At 69.6% G+C, this 26,602-nt stretch carries 24 protein-coding genes; 17 read left to right on the plus strand and 7 right to left on the minus strand.

All coding sequences use genetic code 11. The features are described 5' to 3' along the window. Positions 1–7: 7 nt before the first annotated feature. Together ACFFQA_RS13850 and ACFFQA_RS13855 are read right to left on the minus strand one after the other, a co-directional pair. Complete coding sequence (locus tag ACFFQA_RS13850) at positions 8–667, minus strand: response regulator (RefSeq protein ID WP_377852308.1); 660 nt, start codon at positions 665–667, stop codon at positions 8–10. Beyond that, the gene (locus ACFFQA_RS13855) at positions 664–2,241 is read right to left on the minus strand and encodes a sensor histidine kinase (RefSeq protein ID WP_377852309.1); all 1,578 of its coding nucleotides are present in this window, start codon (positions 2,239–2,241) and stop codon (positions 664–666) included. Before ACFFQA_RS13855 ends, ACFFQA_RS13850 begins: the two co-directional genes overlap by 4 nt. Positions 2,242–2,581: 340 nt before the next feature. Between ACFFQA_RS13855 and ACFFQA_RS13860 the strand changes: the two genes are divergently transcribed. Both ACFFQA_RS13860 and ACFFQA_RS13865 read left to right on the plus strand, forming a co-directional pair. After that, positions 2,582–3,700, plus strand: coding sequence for a sensor histidine kinase (locus ACFFQA_RS13860; RefSeq protein WP_377852310.1), 1,119 nt, complete (start codon positions 2,582–2,584; stop codon positions 3,698–3,700). Beyond that, a complete protein-coding gene (locus ACFFQA_RS13865) occupies positions 3,697–4,344 on the plus strand; it encodes a response regulator (protein ID WP_377852311.1) in 648 nt (215 codons plus the stop codon). Before ACFFQA_RS13860 ends, ACFFQA_RS13865 begins: the two co-directional genes overlap by 4 nt. Before the next feature lie 147 nt (positions 4,345–4,491). Here the strand turns inward: ACFFQA_RS13865 and ACFFQA_RS13870 are convergent, their stop codons facing one another. After that, positions 4,492–5,619, minus strand: coding sequence for an HNH endonuclease signature motif containing protein (locus tag ACFFQA_RS13870; RefSeq protein ID WP_377852312.1), 1,128 nt, complete (start codon positions 5,617–5,619; stop codon positions 4,492–4,494). 289 nt (positions 5,620–5,908) lie between these two features. Here ACFFQA_RS13870 and ACFFQA_RS13875 point away from each other — a divergent pair, with 289 nt between their 5' ends. Then, positions 5,909–7,423 carry a diguanylate cyclase domain-containing protein gene (locus ACFFQA_RS13875; RefSeq protein ID WP_377852313.1) on the plus strand — a complete coding sequence of 505 codons (1,515 nt, stop codon included), beginning with the start codon at positions 5,909–5,911 and terminating at the stop codon, positions 7,421–7,423. A gap of 7 nt (positions 7,424–7,430) precedes the next feature. Here ACFFQA_RS13875 and ACFFQA_RS13880 read toward each other — a convergent pair whose 3' ends face one another. Both ACFFQA_RS13880 and ACFFQA_RS13885 read right to left on the minus strand, forming a co-directional pair. Beyond that, entirely contained in the window at positions 7,431–8,240 is an 810-nt protein-coding gene (locus tag ACFFQA_RS13880) for an SAM-dependent methyltransferase (protein ID WP_377852314.1), read from the minus strand. 35 nt (positions 8,241–8,275) lie between these two features. Next, positions 8,276–9,241: a polyprenyl synthetase family protein gene (locus tag ACFFQA_RS13885; RefSeq protein ID WP_377852315.1), complete on the minus strand. Its 966-nt coding sequence runs from the start codon at positions 9,239–9,241 to the stop codon at positions 8,276–8,278. A 961-nt stretch (positions 9,242–10,202) separates the two neighbouring features. On the opposite strand from ACFFQA_RS13885, the gene ACFFQA_RS13890 reads away from it, so the two are divergent. The 12 genes from ACFFQA_RS13890 (at position 10,203) to ACFFQA_RS13945 (ending at position 21,979) form a co-directional block, all read left to right on the plus strand. After that, positions 10,203–11,189, plus strand: coding sequence for a Bug family tripartite tricarboxylate transporter substrate binding protein (locus tag ACFFQA_RS13890; protein ID WP_377852316.1), 987 nt, complete (start codon positions 10,203–10,205; stop codon positions 11,187–11,189). Further along, positions 11,186–11,680, plus strand: coding sequence for a tripartite tricarboxylate transporter TctB family protein (locus tag ACFFQA_RS13895; RefSeq protein ID WP_377852317.1), 495 nt, complete (start codon positions 11,186–11,188; stop codon positions 11,678–11,680). The genes ACFFQA_RS13890 and ACFFQA_RS13895 overlap by 4 nt, the downstream gene beginning before the upstream one ends. A 1-nt stretch (position 11,681) precedes the next feature. Further along, positions 11,682–13,175: a tripartite tricarboxylate transporter permease gene (locus tag ACFFQA_RS13900; protein WP_377852318.1), complete on the plus strand. Its 1,494-nt coding sequence runs from the start codon at positions 11,682–11,684 to the stop codon at positions 13,173–13,175. Between the two features lie 89 nt (positions 13,176–13,264). Beyond that, positions 13,265–13,777: a SigE family RNA polymerase sigma factor gene (locus ACFFQA_RS13905; protein WP_377852319.1), complete on the plus strand. Its 513-nt coding sequence runs from the start codon at positions 13,265–13,267 to the stop codon at positions 13,775–13,777. Continuing rightward, positions 13,774–14,286 (plus strand): hypothetical protein, encoded by a 513-nt coding sequence (locus ACFFQA_RS13910; RefSeq protein ID WP_377852320.1) that lies wholly within the window; start codon positions 13,774–13,776, stop codon positions 14,284–14,286. Before ACFFQA_RS13905 ends, ACFFQA_RS13910 begins: the two co-directional genes overlap by 4 nt. Before the next feature lie 118 nt (positions 14,287–14,404). Next, a complete protein-coding gene (locus tag ACFFQA_RS13915) occupies positions 14,405–15,403 on the plus strand; it encodes a LacI family DNA-binding transcriptional regulator (protein ID WP_377852321.1) in 999 nt (332 codons plus the stop codon). A gap of 178 nt (positions 15,404–15,581) precedes the next feature. Then, positions 15,582–16,850 carry an ABC transporter substrate-binding protein gene (locus ACFFQA_RS13920; protein WP_446681679.1) on the plus strand — a complete coding sequence of 423 codons (1,269 nt, stop codon included), beginning with the start codon at positions 15,582–15,584 and terminating at the stop codon, positions 16,848–16,850. Further along, a complete protein-coding gene (locus tag ACFFQA_RS13925; RefSeq protein ID WP_377852323.1) occupies positions 16,847–17,770 on the plus strand; it encodes a carbohydrate ABC transporter permease in 924 nt (307 codons plus the stop codon). The genes ACFFQA_RS13920 and ACFFQA_RS13925 overlap by 4 nt, the downstream gene beginning before the upstream one ends. After that, the gene (locus ACFFQA_RS13930) at positions 17,770–18,582 is read left to right on the plus strand and encodes a carbohydrate ABC transporter permease (protein ID WP_377852324.1); all 813 of its coding nucleotides are present in this window, start codon (positions 17,770–17,772) and stop codon (positions 18,580–18,582) included. The genes ACFFQA_RS13925 and ACFFQA_RS13930 overlap by 1 nt, the downstream gene beginning before the upstream one ends. 18 nt (positions 18,583–18,600) lie before the next feature. Then, on the plus strand, positions 18,601–19,965 hold the full coding sequence (locus ACFFQA_RS13935) for a GH1 family beta-glucosidase (protein ID WP_377852633.1): 1,365 nt from the start codon (positions 18,601–18,603) through the stop codon (positions 19,963–19,965). A 58-nt stretch (positions 19,966–20,023) separates the two neighbouring features. Continuing rightward, complete coding sequence (locus tag ACFFQA_RS13940; RefSeq protein WP_377852325.1) at positions 20,024–20,956, plus strand: glycoside hydrolase family 6 protein; 933 nt, start codon at positions 20,024–20,026, stop codon at positions 20,954–20,956. Positions 20,957–21,070: 114 nt separating this feature from the next. After that, positions 21,071–21,979, plus strand: coding sequence for a glycoside hydrolase family 6 protein (locus ACFFQA_RS13945; protein ID WP_377852326.1), 909 nt, complete (start codon positions 21,071–21,073; stop codon positions 21,977–21,979). A gap of 75 nt (positions 21,980–22,054) precedes the next feature. On the opposite strand, the gene ACFFQA_RS13950 is transcribed toward ACFFQA_RS13945, so the two are convergent. Next, positions 22,055–23,545, minus strand: coding sequence for a CoA-acylating methylmalonate-semialdehyde dehydrogenase (locus ACFFQA_RS13950; RefSeq protein ID WP_377852327.1), 1,491 nt, complete (start codon positions 23,543–23,545; stop codon positions 22,055–22,057). Next, positions 23,542–24,558 (minus strand): LacI family DNA-binding transcriptional regulator, encoded by a 1,017-nt coding sequence (locus ACFFQA_RS13955; RefSeq protein WP_377852328.1) that lies wholly within the window; start codon positions 24,556–24,558, stop codon positions 23,542–23,544. The genes ACFFQA_RS13950 and ACFFQA_RS13955 overlap by 4 nt, the downstream gene beginning before the upstream one ends. Positions 24,559–24,717: 159 nt before the next feature. On the opposite strand from ACFFQA_RS13955, the gene ACFFQA_RS13960 reads away from it, so the two are divergent. After that, entirely contained in the window at positions 24,718–25,731 is a 1,014-nt protein-coding gene (locus ACFFQA_RS13960; protein ID WP_377852329.1) for a Gfo/Idh/MocA family protein, read from the plus strand. Continuing rightward, positions 25,728–26,600 (plus strand): TIM barrel protein, encoded by an 873-nt coding sequence (locus ACFFQA_RS13965; protein WP_377852330.1) that lies wholly within the window; start codon positions 25,728–25,730, stop codon positions 26,598–26,600. Before ACFFQA_RS13960 ends, ACFFQA_RS13965 begins: the two co-directional genes overlap by 4 nt. The last annotated feature ends 2 nt before the right edge of the window (positions 26,601–26,602 follow it).

Genomic DNA, 26,602 nt, shown 5'->3' on the forward strand with positions numbered 1-26,602 from the left:
GGAGCGGTCACGAGCGCCAGCGGTAGCGGCGCTCCGGGCGGCCGGTGCTGCCGTAGCGCAGGCCGACCTCGGCGCGCCCCGCGCTGACGAAGTGTTCGAGGTAGCGGCGTGCGCTCACCCTGGACAGCTCGGTCGCCTCGGCGCACTCCGATGCGGACATGTCGCCGGAGTGGTCCCGCAGCGCCTGCTCCACCAGCTTGGCGGTCTCCTGGCTGAGCCCCTTGGGCATGGCCGGTTCCGCCGACGGGCGCCCGCCGAACAGCTGGTCCACTGTGGACTGGTCCATGGTGGGCGGTTGCCGGCGGACGACGGAGAAGTGCTCCAGCTGGGCGCGCAACGCGTTGTAGGTGAACGGTTTGATCAGGTAGTGCAGCACGCCGCCGCGCATGGCGGAGCGCACCGTGTCCACCTCCCGCGCGGCGCTGACCACGATCACGTCGGTGTCCCCGCCGAGCGCGCGGACCTCCCGCAGCACGCTCAGCCCGTCCATGTCCGGCAGGTAGATGTCCAGCAGCACCAGGTCCGGCCGCAGCTCCTCGACCTTGCGCACCGCGTCCGCCCCGGTGTGCGCGACGCCGACCACCTCGAAGCCGGGCGTGCGGCCGACGTAGCCGCTGTGCACCTTGGCCACCATGAAGTCGTCGTCGACGACGAGCACCCTGATCACCGCGAACCTCCAGCAGCCGACAAGCCCAGCCGCGCCGAGAACACCGCGCCGCCATCGTTGCGCACCGAGACCTCACCGCCGCGCCGCACGCAGATCTGCCTGGTCAGCGCCAGGCCGATACCGCGCTGGCCACCGTGCTCGGCGACCTTGGTGGTGAAGCCGTGCCGGAAGACCTCCTCGGCGATCTCCGGGGCGACGCCCGGCCCGGAGTCTCGCACCCGCACCACCACGTCGTGCTCGGTCTGCCGCAGGTCGACCTCGACCCAGCCGCCGCCGGTGGCGGGCAGCGCGTCCAGCGCGTTGTCGACCAGGTTGCCCACCACGGTGACCAGGTCCGCCGACAGCGCGTCGTCGAGCTCCCCGACACGGCTGTCCGCGCTGAGCCGCAGGCCGACCGCGTGCTCGGCGGCGAGGCTCGCCTTGGCGATCAGCAGCGCGGCCAGCGCCGGGTCGGCGATCTTCGAGACGACCTCGGCCGACCACTCCTCGTGCGCCCTGCTCGCCCGCGTCACGTAGCGCACGACCTCGTCGTACTCGCCGAGCTCGATCAGCCCGGAGATGGTGTGCAGCTGGTTGGTGAACTCGTGCGCCTGCGCCCGCAGCGTGTCGGTGGTCTGCCGGTGCACGTCCAGCTCGTGCCGCAGCGCGGCCAGCTCGGTCCGGTCCCGCATGGTGATCACCGCGCCGATCGGCTGGCCGTGCACGGAGATCGGCATCCGGTTCATCGTGAGCACCCTGCCCTTGCGCAGCGCGATCTCGTCCTGCCCGTGGGTCCGTCCGGCGAGCACGTCGCGCAGCCGCTCGTTGAGGTCGAGCTCGCCGAGGGGGCGGCCGACGCAGTCCGGCGGCAGGTTCAGCAGCCGCAGCGCCTGGTCGTTGACCAGCGTGATCCGGTCCTGCTGGTCGAGCCCGAGCACGCCCTCCTTGACCCCGCGCAGCATCGCTTCTCGGTGCTCGACGAGCCCGGTGATCTCCCGGGGCTCCAGGCCGAGGGTCTGCCGCTTGATCCACCACGACACCAGCAGCGAGCCGCCGAGCCCGAGCGCCGCGGCGATGCCCAGGTACACCACCAGGTCACCTGGCGACTCGGTGATGGTCTGCCAGACGGTCGGCTGGGCCCGGCCCACCGCGACCAGACCGGCCAACCGCCCGGACTCGTTGATCACCGGCACGTGCGCGACGACCGCGTCACCGATCACCCCGACCCAGGCCCGTCCGGTCGGCGCTGTGGAGCCCTCCGTCGGCAGGGCCTCCCCGACCTGGGTGGGGTCGGGCGAGGTCAGCACGGTCCCGCGGGCGTCAGTGATGATCACGAAGTCGGCGCCGGACAACGCGCGTGCGCTCTCGGCGAACGGCGGCAGCGTGTACCGCCGCAGCGGCTCGGCCACCCCGTCGCGCACCCCGGCGGTCGCGGCAACGTCCTCGGCGACGGAGAGCAGCCGACCGCCCTCGGTGTCGCGGAACGTGGCGTGCGACTGCGCGATGGTGACCCCGGCGACCGCGCCGAGCAGCGCGAGCACGATCAGCAGCTGCAACCCGAAGAGCTGCCGTGCGAGCGACCCACGAAAGACCACCGCGTCACGGTAACCGCACAACGGCCGGGGTGGGTCTCGATCGGGTACCCACCCCGGCCGTCCACTGTGGACCAGACGGCAGCCCGCCCTCCAGTGCTTTCCTGAACGGCCGTCGGCGACGCCGTCCAGGTACATCCGCTCGACACGCTCCGGAAAGAGTCGGGTTTTCCTTGCCTCGAAACCGTTTTCTCCTTAGCGTTGCGGTCGTCTGTGGGAATGGGCGCGTCGCCGTGGAGTGTGTTCGCGTGAGGCTGGCATTTCGCGGCTGAGCCGCCATCTGCCTTTCGGCATATATTTCCCAGGAACGGTTGCCATGGGTGTCTCGGAAAGCTCTAGTGGTATGCGGATCTCCGCTGTTCGGCACTGGACACGGCTCTCACCGTGGGCTCGCGACGCCGTGCTGGCGGTCGCGGTCGCGGTGGTCGTCCTCGGCATGCCCGCGTTGGACTCCGCGTTCGTCGCCTTCGCGCGACCGGGCGAACCGCACCGCGACTGGCTGTGGGTGGCTCTGGTGCTCGCGACCAGCGCACCGCTCGCGCTGAGCCGTCGCTTCCCGATCGCCTCCGTCGCGGTCGTCGCCGTGATCACGTTGTGGTCGGTGGTGATCGAGCACAACATCGCTCCGTGGGCGGTGATGGCCGGCGCGTTCGCCGCCGCCTGCCACTGCGACCGGAGCAGGCTGCCGCTCCTGGCTGTCGGCTCGGTGGCGTGGATGTACGCCATGGCCGCGGTCGTCGGCGGTCGCCTGCTGCCGTCGGACATGATCGGGGCAGCCGGGTTGGCGTTGATGCCGGTCTCGCTCGGCTACGCGCTCCGGGTGCAGCGCGAGCACGCCATCCAGCTCCAGCGGCTGCACGTCGCCGAGCAGCAGCGGGCGCGCGCGGAGGAGCGGGCGCGCGTCGCGCGGGACGTGCACGACGTCGCGGGTCACCACCTGAGTGCGATCCGGCTCCGGGCGATGGGTGCGAGCCGTGCGAAGAGCGCCTCGCACGACGAGGCGCTGAGCACCGTCGCGGAGCTGTCGGCCAACGCGCTCAGCGAGATCAGGGGCCTCATCGGCGCGCTGCGCGAAGACGAACCCCGGTTGACGGGGCTGCCCGAGCTCGCTCAGCGGCTCAGCTCCCCGGAGCTGAGGATCACCGTGACGATCGATGAGCTGCCCGCGCTCCCGGAGCGGCTGCACGGGTGTGGCTACCGGATCGCCCAAGAGGCGCTGACGAACGTGGTGCGGCATTCCGGGGCGAAGGCCGCTTCCGTGCACGTCGAGGTGATCGAGGCACAATTGATCATCATCGTTGAGGACGACGGCGCGGGTGCCGATACGGTGCGCGAGGGCAACGGGCTGCGCGGGATGCGGGAGCGCGCCGAGCAGCTGGGCGGCACCGTGGTCGCGGGGCCGCTCCGTCCGCGTGGGTGGCGGGTCACCGCGACCCTGCCGGTGAAACGAGGGCTCGGATGATTCGTGTGCTGGTCGCCGACGACCAGGCAGCCGCCCGCACCGGGTTGCGGCTGCTGCTCGACGGCGAACCGGACATCGAGGTGGTCGGCGAGGCCGCCGACGGCCACGACGTGGTCGCGTTGACCGAGCGCCGCCGCCCCGACGTGGTGTTCACCGACCTGCGGATGCCGAGGATGGACGGCCTCACCGCGATCCGCCGCGTGTGCTCGTTGCGGGCCGCGCCCGCCGTGATCGCGCTGACCACCTTCGACACCGACGAGTACCTGTTCGGGGCGCTTCAGGCCGGGGCGGTCGGTTTCGTGCTCAAGGACAGCGAGCCCGGCTTGTTCGTCGACGCCGTGCGGGCCGCGTTCCAGGGGCAGGGGTTGATCGACCCGCAGGTGACGCGGCGGCTGGTGCACCGGTTCGCGGAGACCTCGCCCCGCCCGGCCACCGCTGAGCTGGACGAGCTGACCCCCCGTGAGCTGGACGTGCTGCGCAGCCTGGCGCGGGGGCGGAGCAATGCGGAGATCGCGGAGGAGCTGTTCATCAGCGCGGGAACGGTGAAGATCCACATCGCCCGGGTGCTGGCGAAGCTCGGGGTGGCCACTCGGGTGCAGGCGGTGATCTACGCCCATCGTCATGGACTGGTGACGTGGGACTGACTGGCGTGTGGGCCGTTCTGTGCTGCCGCCCCGACTTCGTCGGGTTGCCCTCGGATAATTCTCCCGGACTCCGGCGCGCATTTCCTTGGGCATCCACCACCGCTAGCCCGCTCACCTAATACGGTGGCGGGCTAGCCGGGGCCGGGTCTAAAACGGTGGAGCGGGATCCGCTATCGGTTCAGGCTCCCGGACATACGTGCGTCCCATCGGGGTGGTCCAGATATGGATACCGCCCGGGAGCTGGGTTCGTTTCCACCGCGTGTGGTGTTTCATCACGTGATGCCGTCGGCATTTCGCACCCAGATCATCCGCCACGGTGTTCGTCCCGTCGAAAGGCTCGCAATGATCCAGATCGCAGCGGTGCGCCGGTTGACGACAGCCGATCGCCACGCAGGTGACGTCCCGGGCCCGGACCAGGTCCGCGAGGGCGGCTGAGGGGCGGTAGTTCGTCCGGCCCACATCCACCGCCACCCCAGACACGGGGTCGGTCAGGATCCGCTTCCACGTACCCCCGGCCGCGATGTCCCGCGCCACATCTGCCGGAATCGGGCCATAGCCCGCCAGCATCCCCGGTTCCTGGTCCATCCCCATCAACGTCGTGGCGGGAAGGGTCACCAGGACCTTCACCTCACCCTGCGGGGCTCCGGTCTCCTTACCCATCAGCAGGTCAAAGGCGACATCCGCCCGGCGCTGGTCCATGGTCCGCTCATCATCACCTAGACCTCGGGCGATGCGGTCGATCCGATCCCACACCAACGCACCCTGGAGGGCGGTGAACTGGAACCGCAACGCACACATCGCGTCGTCGAGGTTGAGCTTCTCCACCCGACGCGTGCGCTTCTTCTCCTCATGCCGCCGCGCTGCCGCCTCCGGATCCACCTTCGCGATCAACCGTTGAGCGTGCTGCCGGATCCGGCTGTAGTGATGGGTACGGGCGTACTCGATCAGTACCGCTTCCACGATCTCCGCCTGCACAGCCGTGAGCGGCTCCAGCTGGTCCACGATCAGCAGCGCTTTGCCTTGGTCGATCCGGCCCTCCTCCAGGGCGGCGAGGACGGCGGGGCGGGAGGCGAGGTTCTCGGCGTGGTTGATCAGCGTGCTGGCCTTGCGCGAGGAAATCGACAACAGAGCGCCGACCTCGTCACCGAGGTAGGGGTATTCGGCGAAATCCGTGCTGAGCACCAATTCGGCGAGACGGCGTGCCAGGACCGCGTGCGCGTGATTCACCGCGCGGTAGGCGTCCTCGATGGAATCGAGGGTCTCGTCGGGGGTCATAATTCAATAGTACTTCGCTCGCTCGTCGAGATCGGTGCTCTATCGGGTTAATTTAGGGGCGAGCGAATTCGCAACAGTGGAACTAGTCCTCGGCTTGATCTTTGCGGGCGACCATCTTTGCGGCAGTGGCAAGAAATAGCGGTCACGGCCCGGTAGGGCGATATTCCGCATTTTTCCCGCGAGCCGCAAAGAAGATGAATAATCCTCGTGTCCATGTCGGCCGGTCGGCCGATTGTCGCGTTCTCACGGGATTACTACTCTTCGGCACGACCCGACGCGCGGAGGGCTCGTGAGGAACCTTAAGGCCGTCGCGCTCGTGGCGCTCGCGATACTGGCCATGTCGATGGTCGCGCTCCGCTTCTCCGGCCTGCCCCTGGAGTACGTCTGGCAGGTGGACAAGCTGCTGGAGGTCCTGGCCAACCTCGCCGCGCTCGTCGGGTTCGTGGTCACCGCCCGCCGGGTGCACGGAACCGACCGCAGGTGGCGGGTGATCATGGCGGTGGCCGCCGCCGTCCGACTGGTGGCCGTCAGCGGGTGGTTCTGGGTGGTCGCGACCGATGGTGACAGGTTCGCCGTGTTGCGGGTCACCCCGATCGCCTTCACCGTCAGCACCTTGCTCACCCTGGCCGCGGTGCTGGTGCTCGCCAGGCGCAACGGTCCGACGCCGCGCCGCTCCAGTGCTCGGGACCGGGTGCTGTTCTGGCTGGACGCCGCGATCGTCGCGGGCTCGGCCGTGGTGCTCACCTGGGTCACCGCCGTGCAGCCCGTGTTCCACGAGGACGAGATGCTGCTGAGCCCAGTGGTCCTGGTCAGCAGGCCGACCGAGCTCGTTGTGCTGCTGGTGATCCTGATGGCGCTCTCGCGCAAGCGACAGGAAGAGCGTCAGATCGCGATGTTGTTGGTGGGAACGGCTTTCTTCGCCCAGATCTGCGGCTCTTGGTCGATGGGGTACCTGATTCCCAAGGGCGTCCCGATCGACACCGTGCACTTCCTGTCCGACGTCGCCTTCGTGTGCAGCACGGTGCTGTTCGCGCTGACGCCGTGGGTTCCGGTGCGCAGCCGCGACAGCGGGCCGAGGCGCAAGGCCGGTCTCGCCGACCACATGCACTTCATCGCGCCGTACCTGCCGGTGTTGGCCACCTTGATGTTCATCGGCCTCTCGACAGCGGTCGGGGCCCGGCTCAGCGCGGGGGAGACCTATGCCGAGCTCGCCGTCGTCGCCATCGTGCTGGTCCGGCAGTTCGTGACCATGGTCGACAACGAGCGGCTGGTGCGGCGGTTGTGGGACCACCAGCGACGGCTGCGGTACCAGGCGTACCACGATCCGTTGACCGGGCTGCCGAACCGGACCGCGTTCCGCGAGCACCTCGAACAGCTGCTCGACCATCCCGGCACCGAGCCCGCCGTGCTCTTCGTCGACCTCGACGACTTCAAGGGCGTCAACGACCAGTACGGCCACGCCGTCGGTGACCGGGTGCTGTGCGGGATCGCCGCCCGGCTCCGCGGTTGTGTGCGTTCGCCGGACCTCGCCGCGCGGCTCGGCGGGGACGAGTTCGGCGTGCTGCTCGTCGATCCCGGTGACCGGCAGCGGGACATCGGCGCCACGCTGCTCGCCGAGCTGTCCACGCCGTACTGGGTCGACGGCGTCGAGCACACCGTGCGCGCGAGTGTCGGCCTCGCCAGTGCCGCCGACGTTCGCGGTGCGGAGAACGCGGCCGACCATCTGCTCGGCCTTGCCGACGGGGCGATGTACCTGGCGAAGAACCGCGGCAAGGGCACCCTCGCCGTGCACATCAGTCCTTAGTGGACTGTCAGGGCTTGACGCCCATCCCCGCGTAGGCGCCCATCCGCTCCGGCTCCTCGCCGATGTGCGCGGGGTCCTCCGGCCGCCACAGCGGCAGCGGCACCAGACCGGGCTCGACCATCTCGAAGCCTTCGAAGAACTCCTGCACCTGAGCCTTGTCGCGCAAGGTGATCGGGTACGGCGTGTTCGCGTAGGACGCAGCGATGTCGCCCATCTCCGGACTGTTGTCCAGCGTGCCGTGCGAGATCATCACGTAGCTGCCGGAGGGCATGGCGTCGCGGTACGCGGCGACGACCCGCTTCGGCTCGGCCTGGTCGCCGACGAAGTGCAGCAGCGTGCACATGATCAGCCCGACGGGGCGGTCGAAGTCCAGCAGCGCCTGGGTCTTCGGGTGGCCGAGCACGTCGCCTGGCCTGCTGGCGTCGGCGTTGACGATCTCCGCGTTCGGGTTGCCCGCGAGCAGGGACTCGCTGTGCGCCACCGCGACGGCCTCGTTGTCCACGTAGACGACGCGGGCGTCCGGGTTGATCTCCTGCGCCACCTCGTGCACGTTGCCGGAGGTCGGGATGCCCGAGCCGAGGTCGAGGAACTGGTCGATGCCGAAGGAGCTCATCACCCGTACCGCGCGCTGCAACAGGTGTCGGTTCATTCGCGCTGTCGTGCCGATCCTCGGCATCGCCGCGAGCACGCGTTCGGCCAGCTCGCGGTCCACCGCGAAGTTCGCGCCACCGCCCAGGATGTAGTCGTAGACCCTGGCTGCGTTGGGCCGCTCCGTGTCCACCTTGATGCTGGAAAGCGGATCCTGCGCGGAGAGCATCCTCGGTCCCCTTCGGTCGCTGAGTGGCCAAGACGCTAGCGGCTCACCGTGGTGCCCGCGTAGCCACTACGGGGCTGCCCGGCTTCGCCCACGTGAACCCGGTAGTCGGCCGTGGCGCCCAACCGCGAGGTCATCCCGGCGAGCCGGACCCGGTGCCCGCTCGGTGGCAGCGCCGTGAGCACCGTCCGCGCGTGCGCCGCGTGCTGCTCGGCCATTCGCAGCGCCGTGCCGCACGCGTCGGTGCGGCGGACGATCTCCACCAGCTCCAGCAGCCGGTCGGAGCCGGACCGCGTCGTGAGCAGCCGTTCGATCCGCGCCCGGTCGCGCGCGCCCGCCCCGTCGTAGGCGAGCAGCACCGGCAGCGAGAGCCTGCGCACGCGGACGTCGGCGCGGTTGCCCCGCTCCACCGCCTCGGCGTTGCGTTCGTAGGTCCGCAGGTCCTCGCGGATCTGGCAGGCGAGCCCGAACCCGTCGCCGAACTCGGCGAGCGCGTTGGTCTGCGCGGGTGTTGCGCCGCTGAGCACCGCGCCGACCCGGCACGCCGCCGACAGCGGGGCAGCGGTCTTCAACCTGGCCATCCGGAGGTAGCCGTCAAGTCCACTGTGGAGGGTACTGGTCAGCTCCAGCTCCGTTCCCCGGCACGAGTCGATCCCGGTGCTGGCCTGGATGCGCATCGCCTCGGTGACCCGCTCCGGCGGCACGCCGCGGTCGACGCACTCGCTGAGCGCGCGGAACCACTCGAACAGCAGGGCGTTGCCTGCGACGATCGCGTTCGCCGCCCCGGCGTCGCGGTCGATGATCTCCTCGTGCACCAGGCCGCCGACGTGGGCGCACTCGAAGCCGACGGCCGCGGGCAGGATCCGGACGGGGTCACCGCCGACGGCCATCGCGGACTCCAGCACCAGCATCGGCCGCAGCATCCTGCCGGGCGGCAGCGTCGCGCCCCGGGGCCAGCGCCGCCCGCACTCCCGCACCACCATCCCCGCGAGGTCGGCGTTCATCGTGGCCCCGGAGGCAGGGGGAGCTCGGGAGCTGACTCGTCGGCGCGAGGCACAGCGACAACGTGGTGTGCCGCGGCTGCCTGGTCAATCCTCACCACTAGGCATTCACCCGAAGCGGTGTCGCGTTATGGCCTTTCGGTGGTGGGCAGCTCGCCCCCGCAGCGGGTGCCCGGCGCCGGGAGGGCCCCGGTGCCCAGGTCGCGGTTGGCGTGCCCGTCGCCGTGCCGGAGCGCGCGTGCGTCGGGCAGCTGCGCGGCGACTGCGGCGGCGCCGATGGTGTCGGAGTTGCCGTCGTGGTCGCCGACGGCGATCAGCGTTGGCGGAAATGCCCTTCGCCTTCAACGGGTGCGGCCGGTGCGCCCCCTCGTCCGACAGGCCGAAGCGCGGCACGGCCTTCTGCAGCCGCCGCTCGATGTCCAGGAACTCTTGGTGCGTAGGCGTGTTCGGCATGAAGTCCTGGCGTCGGCGAGCAACGGCCACGCCTTCGGTGACAGCCCCAGCAAGGCCCGTGCCCCCGTGCACGCGCGGGCTGGCTGGCGTGGTCGGGATTTTCGCGTTTTGTCACCTTAATGCGCCAAAGAGCGCTCCCAATCCGCGCTAAGGCTCCATAACGCGAAATGAGGGCACGCGGGTGAGGGTGCCAGGGGGTGGTGAGGTGGTGTTACCACTTGCAGGACACGACCAGTCCGACCGAGGCTGTCGGCCCGTCGCGCTTGGCCCGGTCCACCGCCGCCGCCAGTGCCTGGCACGTGGGGAACCTCCGTCCTTTGTGGAACGACCGCGACATTCCCGGAGCGCCCGCTGCGGGAGCACAGCCGCACGTGGGCATGCCTCGGCGGGCGGTGGACCTCGGCCGTGAACACAATGACCACAACGATCGCTGCGCACGTAAGCGCGACGTTGCGGCCCGATGACCGCACGATGACGTACCTCATGACTCAACGGAGAGGCGGGGATCACAGTGCGGGTCCGCAACTGGCTTGCCGCGGTGGGGGCGGTGGCGGCCGCGCTGCTGGTGCCACCGCTGGTCACCTCCGGCACTGACGCCGACGCGGGAGGACAGCTGCGCGGAGTCCGGGTGCTGGTGCCCAACGCGCCCGGCGGTGGCTACGACATCACCGCGCGCACGGCGGCGAAGGCGATGGAGGACGCCGAGCTCATCCGCAACGTCGAGGTCTTCAACCTGCCCGGCGCCGGCGGGACGGTCGGCCTCGGCAGGGTGGTCAACGAGCGCGGCAACGGCAAGCTCGTGATGTCCATGGGCCTCGGCGTCGTCGGCAGCGTCTACACCAACAAGTCGCCGTCCTCCCTCCAGGACACCACGCCGATCGCGAAGCTCACCGAGGAACCCGACATCGTGGTGGTGGGCAAGGACTCCCCGTACCGCAGCATCGGTCAGCTCGTCGCGGACTGGAAGGCCAACCCCGGCGCGGTGCCGGTGGGCGGCGGCTCCTCGCCGGGCGGTCCGGACCACCTCGCGCCGATGCTGATGGCCAAGGCGGTCGGGCTCCCCCCGAAGACCGTGAACTACGTGCAGTTCGACGGTGGCGGCGAGCTGCTCGCCGCGGTGCTCGGCCGCAAGATCTCCTTTGGCGTCTCGGGAATCGGCGAGTACGCCGACCAGATCAAGGCGGGTTCGCTGCGGGTGCTCGCGGTGACCGGGCCGAACCGGGTTCCCGGGGTCGACGCGCCGACACTGAGCGAGGCGGGCATCGACGTGAAGTTCACCAACTGGCGCGGGGTCGTCGCCCCGCCGGGGATCTCCGACAAGGACCGCGCGCTGCTCGTCGAGCTCTTCCGGGACCTCCAGGGCACCGCGCAGTGGAAGGAGGCGGTCGCCCGCAACGGCTGGACCGACGCCTTCGCCCCTGCCGAGAAGTTCGGCGAGTTCCTGGCCGCCGAGAACGCCCGTGTCGCCTCCGTGCTCAAGGAGCTGGGACTCGCATGACCGAGAAGCTGAGGCGCTACCCCGAGCTGTGGGTGTGCGCGTTCCTGCTGCTGTTGGGCGGTTTGGTGCTGGTGGACGCCATCAGCATCCCCACCGACTTCGCCCAGCGCGGCCCGGTCGGGCCGAAGGCGGTGCCGGTCCTGGTCGGTGGGCTGCTGGTGCTGGTGTCGGTGCTGCTGACGCGCGACGTCCTGCGCGGTGGCAAGGGTGAGGCCGAGGCCGGTGAGGACGTCGACCTCGACGCCCCGGCCGACTGGCGAACCGTGCTGCTGCTGGCCGCCGCGTTCCTGGCGAACATCGTGCTGATCAACCTCGTCGGCTTCCCGCTCTCCGGGATGGTGCTGTTCTGGGGCTCCGCCTACGCGCTGGGCAGCAGGAACTTCGTCCGCGACCCCCTGGTGGCCGCGGCCCTGTCGATCGTGACCTACCTGGTCTTCAACAACCTGCTGGGAGTGCACCTGCCCGGTGGCCCGCTGATGGGGGTGCTCTGAGTTGGACACGTTGACCCAGCTGCTCAACGGTTTCGGGACCGCGCTGACCCCGGTCAACCTGCTCTACGCGGTGATCGGCGTGCTGCTCGGCACCGCGATCGGCGTCCTGCCGGGAATCGGCCCGGCGATGGCGGTGGCGCTGCTGCTGCCGGTGACCTACGGGCTCGACCCGACCGGCTCGTTCATCATGTTCGCCGGGATCTACTACGGCGGCATGTTCGGCGGATCCACCACCTCGATCCTGCTGAACACCCCGGGCGAGACCGCTGCGGTGGTCACCGCGATCGAGGGAAATCCCATGGCGCGCAAGGGAAAGGGCGCGCAAGCACTGGCCACCGCCGCGATCGGTCACTTCGTCGGCGGCGTCGTCGGCACCACGCTGCTCGTGCTGCTCGCCCCGTTCGTGGCCTCGGTCGCGGTGGACATCGGCGCCCCCGACTACTTCGCCATCATGCTGCTGGCCTTCATCGCGGTGACCTCGGTGCTCGGCGGCTCGCGGGTGCGGGGCTTCGCGTCGCTGCTGATCGGCCTCGCGATCGGCCTCGTCGGGCTGGACGACATGACCGGTCAGCAGCGGCTGACCTTCGGCTCGCTGCACCTGGCCGACGGCATCGACGTGGTCGTGGTCGCGGTGGGCCTGTTCGCGATCGGCGAGTCCCTGTGGGTCGCAGCGCACCTGCGCCGCAAGATGAGCGAGCCGATCCCGGTCGGCCGCCCCTGGCTCGGCCGCGAGGACCTGCGGCGCTCGTGGAAGCCGTGGCTGCGCGGGCCGATGATCGGTTTCCCGTTCGGCGCGATTCCCGCCGGTGGAGCCGAGATCCCGACCTTTCTGTCCTATGTGACCGAACGCAGGCTGTCCAAGAACAAGGACGAGTGGGGCAAGGGCGCGATCGAGGGCGTCGCCGGTCCGGAGGCCACCGCGAGCGCCTCGGCCGCGGGCACGATGGTCTCGATGCTGACGCTCGGCCTGCCGACGACGGCGGTGGCCGCGGTCATGCTCGCCGCGTTCCAGCAGTTCGGCATCCAGCCGGGACCGCTGCTGTTCGAGCGCGAGTCCGGCCTGGTGTGGGCGCTGATCGCCAGCATGTTCATCGGCACGGTGCTGCTGCTGGTGCTCAACCTGCCGCTGGCTCCGGTGTGGGCGAAGCTGCTGCGGCTGCCGAGGCCCTACCTCTACGCGGGCATCCTGTTCTTCGCCAGCGTCGGCGCGTACGCGGTCGGCGGCGAGGTGCTCGACCTGGTGATCCTGTTCGTGATCGGGCTGCTCGGGTTCATGATGCGGCGCTTCGGGCTGCCGGTGCTGCCCGCGGTTCTCGGGGTGATCCTCGGCCCCAACGCCGAGCAGCAGATGCGGCGGGCGTTGCAGATCAGCGACGGCCAGCTCTCCGGCCTGGTCAACACGACGTTCTCGGTGGTGGTCTACGCGATCATCGCGGTGATCCTGCTGTGGCCGCTGATCAGCAAGATCGTGAAGCGTCCTCGCGTAACGGCATGACGACGGTCACTTTCCTGATTGTGGGCTGACTGGGCAACCCCTCACGCGTCTCACCTCGTATCCAGGGGGCGAGACCGTTTGGAGGCCCTGTGACCGATCGCGACGCCGAGTTCGTCGAGTTCGTCCAAGCCCGTGGCGTCGCACTGCGGCGAACCGCGTTCCTGCTGTGCGGTGACTGGCACCGCGCGGAGGACCTGGTGCAGGCAGCTCTGATCAAGCTGTTCAAGGCGTGGCCCAAGATCCACAAAACCGGGTCGCTCGACGCCTACACCCGCCAGGTGCTTGTGCGGACCGCGATCGACGAGTCGCGTCGGTTCTGGAGGCGGCGGGAGCGCGCGTCCGCCGAACTTCCGGAAGTGGCCATACCCGCGGCGAGCAGTGAGGAAGCCCTCGACCTAAGGAGGGCCCTCGCCACGCTGCCCGCCAGGCAGCGGGCGGTCGTGGTGCTGCGGTTCTGGGAGGACCTGTCGGTCGAGGAGGTCGCCAACCTGCTCGGCTGCGCCCCGGGAACCGTGAAGAGCCAGGCGTCCAAGGGCCTGGCAGCACTGCGCAGGACGCTCGCCGATCAGCGGGACTACGCGGTTCTGGAGGTACAGCGGTGAGCCACGAGGAGCTGACCGACATGAGCGAGTTCGCCGAGGCCCGGGCACTGCTGGGTCGCGCGCTCGGAGAGGAACCCACAATGAACTTCCACCCCACGTCCGTTCTTGCCGCCGCCAAGCGCAGCGTCTCCCGCGGTCGCGCGTGGGCCGCAGGTGGCATCGCGGCGGGCGTCGTCGTGGTCGGCATCGGCGGCGCCGCCATCGCCGCGCCGTTCACCTCGGGGGCGGACGCCCCGCCCGCGGGTGTGCCGACCACGAACCCGCCGGTCACCGTCTCGGTGTCGCCGACAACGGTGAAGCCTCCGGTCACCAGCATTCCCACGACGAAGCCGCCGGTCACCGGCGCGCCCACCACGAGCCTGCCGCCGGTCACCTCCATCCCCACGACCAAGCCGCCGGTCACGGGTGCGCCGCCCACCAAGCTGCCGAGCACCGACGACCCGCAGCCGACGGCGTCCGCTCCGCACGGGACCGAGACGGTGAAGCCCACCGCGACCACGCACCGCTGACACGGACGTACCGAGACGCCGGAGATCCCCGACTCTCCGGCGTCTCGCCGTATCCGGGACCAGGGGTGCACACTGGCGGAGGAACATCGTCCGAGCGCACGTGACGGGGGAGAACTCTGTGGCCGAGGTTTCCGCGAAGAACCCCACCCTGGAGACCGTGGCCGCAGTAGCGGGCGTGTCCAAGTCGACCGTCTCGCGTGTGATCAACAACCTCCCGCACGTGCGCCCGGACCTGCGCGTCGCGGTCGAGCGGGCCATCGCCCAGACCGGCTACGTGCCCAACCAGGCGGCCCGGTCGCTGGTCACCAGGCGCACCGGCGCGGTCGCGCTGGTGGTGCAGGAGCCGGACACCAAGGTCTTCACCGACCCCTACCTCACCGGCCTGATCCACGCGGTCGCCGACGAGCTCGACCAGACCGACGTCCAGCTGATGGTGATCATGGTGCGGTCGCAGCGGGAGCACGCCCGGCTGGACCGGTTCCTCCGCGCCGGGCACGTCGACGGCGTGCTGCTCACCTCCACCCACGGCGAGGGAATGCTCGGCAGCATCACGGTTCCGGTGGTCTACGGCGGCCGTCCGCTGCGGGTGGCCAGGGACACCCTGTGGGTCGACGCCGACAACCTCGGCGGCGCGCGGCTCGCGGTCGAGCACCTGCGCGAGCGCGGGCGGAAGCGGATCGCGATGATCGCCGGTCCGCAGGACATGGCCGTGTCGATCGACCGGCAGAACGGCTACCACCAGGCGTTGGACCCTCGGAGCCGCCCGGTGATCGCCTACGGGGACTTCAGCGTCTCCGGTGGCGAGAAGGCCATGCGCCAGCTGCTGTCCTGGGAGCCCGAGCTCGACGCGGTGTTCGCCTCCTCGGACCTGATGGCCGTCGGGGCGTTGGAGGCTCTGCGCGCCAGCGGGCGCCGGGTCCCGGAGGACGTCGCCGTGGTCGGCTTCGACGACATCGAGCACGCGCGGCGGGCCGACCCACCGCTGACCACGGTCCGCCAGCCCATCGACGAGCAGGGCCGCCGGATGGTCCGGATGCTGCTCGACGCCGTCTCCGGCGACCCGGCGGACGAGGCCGTGACCCTGCCGACCAGCCTCGTCGTCCGGCAGTCGTCCTGATTTTCTGAAACCGCTCCCAGTTTGGGATTCCGCTGCTCGTAGCACGTTTGGGAGCGCTCCCAATATTTGCGTCCGATAACGGACGTGAAACCTGTTCTTGACCTGTCGCATGGCTTTGGTCACACTCGCTGAGACCTGGGAGCGCTCCCAGTCTCCGTCCCCAGTAGCGAGGTGCTCAGTGCGAAAGCGGCTCACCCTCCTGACGGCTCTTGCGGTTCTCGGCTCGACGGCGGCCTGCGGTGGCGGTCCCGCCGATGACGGCCGGATCGAGCTCACCATCGGCACCTTCACCGAGTTCGGCTACGAACAGCTGCTCGCCGAGTACGAGGCGGCGCACCCGGGCATCAAGGTCGTCCACCACAAGACCGGCCAGGGCGGGCCGTACCACCAGGCGTTGTTCACCAAGCTCGGCGCGGGCTCCGGGCTGGCCGACGTGCAGGCCGTCGAGGAGGGCTACCTCGCCGACGTCCTCGCGCGGCCGTCGCTGTTCGCCAACCTGGAGGAGATCGGCCCGAAGTCGGTCACCGCCGACCGCTGGCTGGACTGGAAGTACCAGGCCGCGAAGGCCAAGGACGGCACGCTGATCGGCTACGGGACCGACATCGGCCCGATGGCGATGTGCTACCGCAAGGACCTCTTCGCCGCCGCCGGCCTGCCCTCGGAGCCGGAGGCGGTCAAGCCGCTGTTCGCCACCTGGCAGAGCTACTTCGCGGCGGGCGAGCAGTTCGTGGCGAAGTCCGGCGGCAAGGCGTGGTTCGACTCCGCGGCGCAGATCTTCAACGCGATGCACAACCAGCTCGACACCGGCTACTTCGACCGGCAGGACAAGCTCACGGTCGAGAACAACGCTGCTGTCAAACAGAACTGGGAGCAGGTCACCGCCGCCAGCGCGCGCGGACAGTCGGCGAAGCTCGTGGCGTTCAGCAACGAGTGGAACTCCGGTTTCAAGACCGGGGCCTTCGCCACCAAGACCTGCCCGGCGTGGATGCTCGGCGTGATCAAGGAGCAGGCGGGCCCGGACAACGCGGGCAAGTGGGCGGTCACCGACGCGTTCCCCGGTGGCGGCGGCAACTGGGGCGGCTCGTTCCTCACCGTGCCCAAGCAGAGCAAGCACCCCAAGGAGGCGGCCGAGCTCGCCGCCTGGCTGACCGCCCCGGAACAGCAGGTGAAGGCGTTCCTCAAGGCGGGCACCTTTCCCAGCCAGACCAGGGCGTTGAGCGCGCCGGAACTGCTGAGCAGCACCAACGAGTACTTCGGTGGAGTGCGCAGCGGCGAACTGTTCGCCACCCAGGCGCGCAAGGTCGGCAAGGCCCAGTACAAGGGGCCGGGTGACGGCAAGATCCAGGAGAACGTGACCTCGCCCGCGTTGCAGGCGGTCGAGCAGGGCTTGTCCCCGCGGGAGGGCTGGCAGCGGCTCGTCGACGGTGCGAAGAAGCTGGCGAAGTGACCGCTCTGCGGCAGCGCCTCGCGCGGTGGGACGTCAAGTACTCGCCGTACCTCTACATCGCGCCGTTCTTCATCCTCTTCGGGCTCGTCGGCCTGTTTCCCCTGCTGTACACGGCTTATGTGTCGATGTTCGACTGGGACCTGCTCGGTGACGACCCCGCGTTCGTCGGCGTCGACAACTACCTCGCGCTGTTCGCCGACGGCCAGTTCTGGACGACGCTGACCAACACCCTGAGCATCTTCGTGCTCTCCAGCGGCCCGCAGATCGTGATCGCGGTGCTGCTGGCGGCCCTGCTGAACTCGCGGCTGCGCGCGCCGACCGCGTGGCGGGTCGGGGTCCTGCTGCCGTACGTGGCCAGCCTCGTGGCGCTCGGCATCATCTTCGCCAACCTCTTCGGCCCCAACTACGGGCTGGTGAACAGCCTGCTTGAGCTGCTCGGCCTGGACCGGATCGACTGGCAGGCCGACAGGTTCGCCAGCCACGTCGCCATCGCGGTGATGGTGAACTGGCGCTGGACCGGCTACAACGCGCTGATCGTGCTCGCGGCGATGCAGGCAATTCCGAAGGAGGTGCACGAAGCGGCCACAGTGGACGGTGCGGGTCCGGTGCGGCGCTTCGTCAGCGTGACGCTGCCGCTGCTGCGGCCGACGCTGGTCTTCGTCGTGATCACGTCCACCATCGGTGGTTTGCAGATCTTCACCGAGCCGAAGCTCTTCGACGCGATGCCCGGCTCCAACAACGGAGGATCGTCCAACCAGTTCCAGACGATCACGCTGTACATGTACCAGTCGGCCTTCGAGAGCGGGCACCTCGGCTACGCCTCGGCGATCGCGTGGGTGCTGTTCCTGGTGGTCATCGCGATCGCAGGGGTGAACTTCCTGATCACCCGCAGGCTCGCGGCCGGGTCGGGGGTGCGGTGATGCGCCGCCGCGTGTGGGTCTACGGCATGCTGACCGCCTTCGTCCTCGGCTCCGCCTTCCCGTTCTACTGGTCGTTCCTGGTCGCCAGCCGGGACAGCTCGATGCTCACCGACAAGGCGCCGCCGCTGCTGCCTGGCGGGAACTTCCTCGCCAACGCGCAGCGGGTGTTCGACTCCGTCCCGTTCTGGAAGGCGCTGGGCAACAGCCTGGTCGTCGCGAGCACGGTCACGCTGACCACGGTCCTGTTCTCCACACTGGCCGGGTTCGCCTTCGCCAAGCTGCGCTTCCGCGGCCGTGACCCGTTGTTCGTGTTCGTGGTCGCCACACTCGCCGTGCCGACCCAGCTCGGCGTCATCCCGCTGTACCTGGCGATGGCGGAGTTCGGCTGGGCCAACGGCTTGCAGGCGGTCATCGTGCCGAACCTGGTGACCGCTCTCGGCGTGTTCTGGATGCGTCAGTACACAGTGGACGCACTGCCGTTCGAGCTGGTCGAGGCGGCGCGGATGGACGGTTGCAGCATGATCCGCGTGTTCTGGCACGTGTGCCTTCCCGCTGTGCGCCCGGCCGCCGCGTTCCTCGGCATGTTCACGTTCATGACCTCGTGGAACGACTTCCTGTGGCCGTTGATCGTGCTCAACGCCGAGAACCCCACGGTCCAGGTCGCGCTGGAGAAGCTGCAGAGCGGCTACTACGTCGACTACTCGCTGGTCCTCGCGGGCACCACGCTCGCGACCGTCCCGATCCTCATCGTCTTCGTCGTGCTCGGCAGGCAGATCGTCGCCGGGATCATGCAGGGTGCTGTGAAGGGGTAAACCGTGTCCGTACAACCGATGCAGTCCTCAGTCGGCCTGTCCTTCCCCCCGGGCTTCCAGTGGGGCGCGGCCACGGCGGCGTTCCAGGTCGAGGGCTCGGTCGACGCCGACGGTCGCACCGACTCGATCTGGGACACCCTGTGCCGGGTACCCGGAGCGGTGGTCAACGGGGACACCGGTGAGCCGGGTGCCGACCACTACCGGCGCTACCGGTCTGATGTGGATCTGATGAAAGCGTTGGGGCTCAACGCATACCGGCTCTCCACGGCGTGGCCACGGGTCCGGCCGGACGGCGGCGCGGAGAACGCGAGGGGGCTCGACTTCTACGAGCGCCTGGTCGACTCCCTGCTGGACAGCGGAATCACTCCGTGGATCACGCTCTACCACTGGGATCTCCCGCAGGCGCTCGAAGACAAGGGCGGCTGGACGAACCGGGACACCGCCTACCGGTTCGCCGAGTACACCGCGTCGGTGCTGGAGCGCCTCGGTGACCGCGTCCACAACTGGATCACCCTGAACGAGCCGTGGTGCTCGGCGTTCCTCGGCTATGCGCTGGGCAAGCACGCGCCCGCCCGCACTGAGCCCCGTGCCACCGTGGCCGCCGTCCACCACCTGATGCTCGCGCACGGCCTGGCGATGGACGTGATCCGCAGCGCGGCGGCGCAGGCCCAGGCCGGCATCACCCTCAACTTGTTCCCGGTGGTCCCGGTCGAGGCGAAGGACTCCGATATCGCCCGACGCGTGGACGGGCTCCAGAACCGCGTTTTCCTGGACCCGGTGCTGCACGGCCGCTATCCCGCCGACGTGCTCGAAGACCTCGCGCCGTACGGCTTCGCCGACCACATCGCCGACGGCGACCTCGCCGTCATCGGCCGACCGGTGGACTTTCTCGGAGTGAACTACTACCGCGACATCTACGTCACCGACTCCGGAGTTCCCGTCACCGGGCCGACGGAATGGATCGGCGCCGAGACCGCACGTTTTCCCGCGCGCGGGCTGCCGCGCACCGACATGGGCTGGGAAGTCGTTCCTGGCGGTCTGACCGATCTATTGATGAGTCTGCATCAGCAACGTTCCGATCTTCCGATCTACATCACCGAAAACGGTGCAGCATACGTTGACGAGCTGATCGGTGACCAGGTCGAGGATTCGGACAGGGTCGAATTCCTGGACTCCCACCTGCGCGCCGTGCACGCGGCGATCGCGCAGGGGGTGGACGTGCGCGGCTACTTCTGCTGGTCGTTGCTGGACAACTTCGAGTGGGCCGAAGGCTATGCGAAGCGCTTCGGCATCGTGCACGTCGATTATCCGACGCAGCGGAGGACGCCGAAGTCCAGTGCTCGTTGGTACGCACAGGTTATCGCCGATCACGGTCTGCGATAACGGAAAGGTGCGTTGCATCCCTTTCCCGACAATGAAGTTCGGAGAGAAGATGGACGGCATGAAGTTCAAAGTCATCGCCGCGTTCGCGGTGGCCGGAATGGCGTTGGGGGCCGTACCCGCCTCGGCGGCAGCCGACGGCTTCTACGTCGATCCCGGGTCGAACCCGGCGGCATGGGTGAAAGCGAACGGAGGAGACTCCCGCGCCGCGCGGATCAAGTCGGCGATCGCGGACAAGCCGATCGCGAAGTGGTTCGGCAACTGGAACTCCGACATCAGCGCGGACGTCTCCGCATACGTCGGAGCTGCCGCCGCGGCCAACAAGCTGCCGATGCTGGTGGCCTACAACATCACCGGCCGAGACTGCGGCAGCCACTCCGGTGGCGGCGCGGGCAGCCCCGAGGCGTACCGCACGTGGAGCTCGCGGTTCGCGTCGGCGATCGGCTCCCGCCAGGCGATCGTGGTGGTCGAACCGGACGCGGTTGCCCAGCTCGACTGCCTCGACGCGACGCAGAAGCAGGTCCGCCTCGGCCTGCTGAACCACATCACCGCCGAGCTCAAGGCCAAGGCGCCCAACGCGATGACCTACCTCGACGGCGGCAACTCGTCGTGGATCGCGGCGGGGGAGATGGCCAACCGCCTCACCAAGGCGGGCATCGGCAACACCAGGGGCTTCGCGGTCAACGTCTCCAACTACCGCACCACCGCGGAGTCGGTGAGCTACGGCAACGCGGTCAACTCCACGCTGGCCGGTCTCGGCCACCGCAAGACGTTCGTGGTCGATGTCAGCCGCAACGGCAACGGTTCCAACGGTGAGTGGTGCAACCCGGCGGGTCGCAAGCTCGGCGAAGCTCCGCGGATGGGTGGCGGCGCGGAGATGCTGTTGTGGGTCAAGGTTCCCGGTGACTCCGACGGGAAGTGCGGCATCGCCCCGAACACCCCGGCTGGCCAGTTCACGCCGGAGATCGCGATGCGGTTGGTCAACGGATCCTGACGCTCCACCTCCTCCCTGCACACTGATCGCCTCCAGGCCCGAACCACTGGCCTGGAGGCGCTGCCGGGGATAGCGTGGTGGCACCGCCGCCCCGGGACTCCGAAGGCGGCAGCCATGTTGAAATCTCTCCTGGTAGCGGTCCTGAGCAGCGTTCTCATCACCGACGCGGCCCCAACGGACTTCTACGTCGACCCGAACTCCACCCCTGCGACGTGGGTTCGCGACAACCCGAACGACCCCCGCCGCGACCGCGTCAACGCGGAGATCGCCACCAAGCCGACGGCGAAGTGGATCGGCACCCAGAACGTCAACGCGGTCGCCGCCCACGTGGGCACCGCCGCCGCGGCCAACAAGCTCCCGGTACTGGTGGCGTACAACATTCCCGGCCGCGACTGCGGCAGCCACTCCGGTGGCGGCGCGGGCAGCCCCGAGGCGTACCGCGCGTGGAGCTCCACCTTCGCGGCGGCGATCGGCACCCGCCCGGCGGTAGTGATCATCGAGCCCGACGCCGTCGCGCAGCTCGACTGCCTGAACCCTGCTGAGAAGCAGACCCGGATCGACCTGTTGAAGTACTTCACCGAGCAGCTGAAAGCCAAGGCCCCCAGAGCATTCACCTACTTGGACGCGGGCAACGCCAACTGGATCGCCGCGGGCGAGATGGCCAACCGCCTCACCAAGGTCGGCATCGCCAACGTCCGAGGCTTCGCGCTCAACGTGTCGAACTACTACACGACGGCGGGATCGGTCACCTACGGCAACGCACTCCGCACGGCGCTGGCGAACTTGGGCCACACGAAGACCTTCGTGATCGACACGAGCCGCAACGGCAACGGCTCCAACGGCCAGTGGTGCAACCCGGCGGGCCGCAAGCTCGGCGAAGCCCCGCGCAGGGGTGGCGGCGCGGAGATGCTGCTGTGGGTCAAGGTCCCCGGCAACTCCGACGGCAAGTGCGGCATCGCCCCGAACACCCCCGCCGGAACCTTCTCCCCGGACCTGGCCCTCCACCTCATCGAAGGCCACTGACCGCCATTCGCGGGCTTATGGACGTGTTGAGAGCTCCAGGGAGGTCCATAAGCCCGCGAATGGCCGTGGGGACGGTCAGGTGTGGGTGGGGAAGCCCAGGTCGACGCCGTGGTGGCGGGGCCAGCGCTGGGTGATCGCCTTGGTGCGGGTGTAGAAGCGGACTCCGTCGGCTCCGTGCACGTGGGTGTCGCCGAACAGCGAGTCCTTCCAGCCGCCGAACGAGTAGTAGGCCATCGGCACCGGGATCGGCACGTTCATCCCGATCATGCCGACGTGCACGCGCCGCTGGTACTCGCGCGCCGCGAGGCCGTCACCGGTGAAGATCGCCGTGCCGTTGCCGTACTGGTTGGCGTTCACCAGCCGCACGGCCGCGTCCAGGGTGGGGACCCGGACCACGCACAGCACCGGGCCGAAGATCTCGTCCTGGTAGATCGACATCGACGGGTCCACGTTGTCGAACAGCGTCGGGGCCAGCCAGAACCCGCCTTCGTGCCCTTCGGGGGCGTAGCCGCGCCCGTCCACGACGAGGGTGGCTCCCGAGGCCACACCGGCGTCCACATAGGACTGGACGCGGTCGCGGTGCACGTCAGTCACCAACGGCCCCATCTGCGAGGCCGGATCGGTCCCGGGACCGGTCACCAGCGACGCCATCCGTGACGTGATCGCCGGGACCAGCTCGTCCGCGACATCGCCGACCGCGACCACGACGGAGATCGCCATGCACCGCTCGCCCGCCGAGCCGAAGCCCGCCGAGACCGCCGCGTCGGCGGCCCCGTCGATGTCCGCGTCCGGCAGCACCACCATGTGGTTCTTCGCGCCGCCCAACGCCTGGACCCGCTTGCCCGCCGCGGTTCCGCGCGCGTAGACGTGCTGCGCGATCGGTGTCGAGCCGACGAAGGACGCCGCCGCGACGTCCGGGTGGTCCAGCAGCGCGTTCACCGCGAAGGCGTCGCCCTGCAGGACGTTCAGCACGCCGTCGGGCAGACCCGCCTCCTGGAACAGCTCGGCAAGGCGCACGGCGGTGGACGGATCGCGCTCGGACGGCTTGAGGATGAAGGCGTTGCCACACGCGATGGCCAGCGGGAACATCCACATCGGGACCATCGCGGGGAAGTTGAACGGGGTGATGCCCGCGACCACGCCGAGCGGCTGGCGCACGGAGTAGGCGTCCACACCGCGCGAGACCTGCTCGGAGTGCTCGCCCTTGAGCAGGTGCGGGATGCCGCAGGCGAACTCGACGACCTCAAGGCCGCGCTGCACCTCGCCCGCCGCGTCGGAGAGCACCTTGCCGTGCTCGGCGGTGATGATCTCGGCGAGCTCCGCGCGGTTGGCCTTGACCAGCTGGCGGAACTCGAACATCACCTTCGCCCTGGTGGACAGCGAGGACTCGCCCCAGTCCTGTGCTGCCTTCACCGCCGAGGCGACCGCTCCGTCCACATCGGACTGGTCGGCGAGCACGACCTCGCGGGCGACCTCGCCGGTCGCGGGCTGGAACACGCTGGCCCGCCGCGTGGCGGAGCCCGTGGTGCGGGCGCCGTCGATCCAGTGCGGAACTGAGCCGGTCACACTTCCTCCTGGTGGGGTGGTGGGCACGTCGTGGATCGGGTGACCAGCTTGGGGTGCAGCAGTCGGCGGACCGGATCGGTCCTGCCCTCGCGCACCCGCTGCAACAGCGCCTCGGCGGCCAGTCGCCCCATCTCACTGCGCGGCTGGTCGATCGTGGTCAGCGAGACGTGGCGCATCGAGGCCAGCGAGGTGTTGTCGTAGCCGATGACCGAGACGTCGTGCGGAACGCGCAGGCCGGCCTCCTCCAGCGCGGAGATCGCGCCGACCGCGTTGTAGTCGTTGGCCGCCACGATCGCGGTGGGCGGTGCGACGGAGCCGCGCGCCGCGAGCATCTCCTTGATCGCCCTGGCGCCCGCCGCGTCGGTGTACTCGCTGCGGATCACCTCCGGCTCCAGCCCGTGCTCGCGCATCGCGATCTGGTAGCCGCGCCTGCGCAGCGCCGACTGCGAGCCGCCGCCACCGTCGAGGTGCGCGATCCGCCTGTGCCCCAGGGAGACAAGGTGGTCCACCGCCATCTTCGAGCCGGCCTCGCCGTCGTCGTTCACCGTGTCCACAGTGGACAGCCGAGACGATCGGGACACCAGGACGACCGGTGTCTCTTCGGCCGCGGAGCCGATCGCGGCCGAGGACACGACGGGGCCGAGCAGTGCGAGCCCGGCGGGGCGGAAGGACAGCAGGCTGTTCAACGCGCGGCGCTCGCGTGCCGGGCTGCGCCCGCCGGAGTTGATGATCAGCTCGAAGCCCTCGGCGCGCGCGGCGGAGTCGAGGCCCTCCGCGACCTCGGCGAAGAACGGGTTGTGCAGGTCGGAGAGCATCACGCCGAGCACCGTTGACGTGCGGCTCGCCAACGCGCGGGCCATCACGTGCGGCGAGTAGCCCAACTGCTCCGCCGCTTCGAGCACCGCGGCGCGGCGCTGCTGGCTCACCTTCGGGGAGCCCCGCATGACCAGGGAGACCAGCGCCCGCGACACGTTCGCGACGCGCGCGACGTCCTCCATCGTCGGACGAGCCACAGCGTCCTCCTTGACCGGTCCGGAGATAACGACCAGGGTTGTGAGCCTTGACACTGTCGTCGAGCACGCTACAGCATTAGAGCGCTCCAACCAATAGAGCGCTCTAATGGCACCAGTGCAGTGAACTGGACGAACGGCCCGGACGAAGACGGAGATCGGATGCGTATCGGAGTAGCCGGAGTTGGGCGGATCGGCACCATGCACGCCGCCAACCTCGCCTCGCTGGAGCGGATCGACGAGGTCGTGCTGTTCGACCCCGTCCCCGGACGCGCCGAGCAGGCGGCAGCCGCACTCGGCGGCGCGGTACGGCACGTCGACGACCTCGACGCCCTGCTGGCCGGCTCCGACGGGGTCCTGCTCGCGACGCCGACCGACACGCACCCGGACATGCTGCGCCGTGCGCTCGCCGCGCGCGTGCCCACGCTGTGCGAGAAGCCGATCGCCAGCGACATCGACCAGATGCGCGCGCTGGTCAACGACGTCGAGGCATCCGGGGTTGAGGTCCTCGTCGGCTTCCAGCGGCGCTTCGACCCCGCGACGGTGGAGCTGCACCGCCGTATCCGGGGAGGCGACGTCGGCACGATCTACCTCGTCCGGGCGATCGGCCACGACGCGAACCCGCCGGACTTCGGCTACCTGCCCGCCTCCGGCGGCATCTTCCGCGACCTGCTGATCCACGACCTCGACGCCGTGCCGTGGCTGGTCGGCGAGCCGGTCGTCGAGGTCTACGCGGCGGGTTCGGTGCTCGTGCACGACGCGTTCGCGCAGGCCGACGACGTGGACAACGCCGTGGTGACGCTGCGCTTCGCCGGTGGCGCGCACGCGACGCTCGCCGGTGGACGGCACAACCCGCTCGGCTACGACCACCGCATCGAGGTGCTGGGCAGCAAGGACTCGCTGACCGTCGGCGTCGACCCGCGAACCCCGCTGTCCTCCTTGGAGAACGACGGCCCCAAGGTCGGTCCCGGTGCGTACCCCGGCTTCATCGAGCGGTTCCACGATGCCTACGTCAACGAGATGTCGGTGTTCGTCGACGTGGTCGCAGGCAAGGCGGAGAACCCCTCGCCGGCGCGGGAGAGCCTGACCAGCCTTGAGCTAGCACTCGCCTGTGACGCTTCCCGTCGTTCCGGGAACCCGGTGCGCGTCGACCAGTCCGTGGAGGTATCCCGATGAGCCCGAAGATCGCCGCCGCGCCGATCTCCTGGGGCGTCTGCGAAGTCCCCGGCTGGGGGCACGTGCTCGACGCGAAGACCGTGCTCGGCGAGATGGCGGGTCTGGGTGTCCTGGCGACCGAGCTGGGGCCGCCCGAGTACCTGCCGACCGATCCGGCCGAGCTGCGGGAGCTGCTGGGCGGCTACGGCCTCAGCATGATCGGCGGGTTCCTCGCCGTTCCGCTGCACACCGGTGCGCAGTCCACTGTGGACGAGGCGGAGCGGACCGCGAGGCTGCTCGCCGCGACCGGGGCGGAGGTCCTGGTCCTCGCGGCCGCGACCGGCCTCGACGGCTACGACGACCGCCCCGAGCTCACCGACGAGGAGTGGGCGACGCTGGTCGCGACGGCGGGCAGGATCCGCGACATCGCGGCGGCGCACGGACTGCGGGCGGTGCTGCACCCGCACGTCGGCACGCACGTGGAGAACGCCGAGGAGGTCGACCGCTTCCTCGCCGACTCCGACCTGGAGCTGTGCCTGGACACCGGGCACCTGCTCATCGGCGGCACCGACCCGGTCGAGCTGGCTCGCAAGTACGCCGACCGCATCGGGCACATGCACCTCAAGGACGTCCGGGCCGATCTCGCGGACCGCGTGCGCGACGGCGAGCTCGGTTACGCCAAGGCGGTCGGCCAGGGCATGTACGTCCCGCTCGGGGACGGGGACGTGGACATCGCCGGGATCGTCGCGTTCCTGCGCGGCGCCGGATACGACGGTTGGTGGGTCCTGGAACAGGACACCGCGTTGCAGGTGGGGGACGCCGAAGCGGCGGGGCGGCCGGTGCGCGACACCGAGCGGAGCCTGCAGTACCTGGGGAAGCAGTTCGACTGAGA

Source organism: Allokutzneria oryzae, assembly GCF_042429765.1.
GTDB lineage: Bacteria > Actinomycetota > Actinomycetes > Mycobacteriales > Pseudonocardiaceae > Allokutzneria > Allokutzneria oryzae.

What these genes read in the sequence shown, in the direction of transcription:
- ACFFQA_RS13860 (WP_377852310.1), top strand. Translation starts at nt 2,582, where the DNA reads ATGCGGATCTCCGCTGTTCGGCACTGGACACGGCTCTCACCGTGGGCT.
- ACFFQA_RS13865 (WP_377852311.1), top strand. Translation starts at nt 3,697, where the DNA reads ATGATTCGTGTGCTGGTCGCCGACGACCAGGCAGCCGCCCGCACCGGG.
- ACFFQA_RS13870 (WP_377852312.1), bottom strand. Translation starts at nt 5,619, where the DNA reads ATGACCCCCGACGAGACCCTCGATTCCATCGAGGACGCCTACCGCGCG.
- ACFFQA_RS13880 (WP_377852314.1), bottom strand. Translation starts at nt 8,240, where the DNA reads ATGCTCTCCGCGCAGGATCCGCTTTCCAGCATCAAGGTGGACACGGAG.
- ACFFQA_RS13885 (WP_377852315.1), bottom strand. Translation starts at nt 9,241, where the DNA reads ATGAACGCCGACCTCGCGGGGATGGTGGTGCGGGAGTGCGGGCGGCGC.
- ACFFQA_RS13895 (WP_377852317.1), top strand. Translation starts at nt 11,186, where the DNA reads ATGACCGAGAAGCTGAGGCGCTACCCCGAGCTGTGGGTGTGCGCGTTC.
- ACFFQA_RS13930 (WP_377852324.1), top strand. Translation starts at nt 17,770, where the DNA reads ATGCGCCGCCGCGTGTGGGTCTACGGCATGCTGACCGCCTTCGTCCTC.
- ACFFQA_RS13935 (WP_377852633.1), top strand. Translation starts at nt 18,601, where the DNA reads ATGCAGTCCTCAGTCGGCCTGTCCTTCCCCCCGGGCTTCCAGTGGGGC.
- ACFFQA_RS13940 (WP_377852325.1), top strand. Translation starts at nt 20,024, where the DNA reads ATGAAGTTCAAAGTCATCGCCGCGTTCGCGGTGGCCGGAATGGCGTTG.
- ACFFQA_RS13945 (WP_377852326.1), top strand. Translation starts at nt 21,071, where the DNA reads ATGTTGAAATCTCTCCTGGTAGCGGTCCTGAGCAGCGTTCTCATCACC.
- ACFFQA_RS13960 (WP_377852329.1), top strand. Translation starts at nt 24,718, where the DNA reads ATGCGTATCGGAGTAGCCGGAGTTGGGCGGATCGGCACCATGCACGCC.
- ACFFQA_RS13965 (WP_377852330.1), top strand. Translation starts at nt 25,728, where the DNA reads ATGAGCCCGAAGATCGCCGCCGCGCCGATCTCCTGGGGCGTCTGCGAA.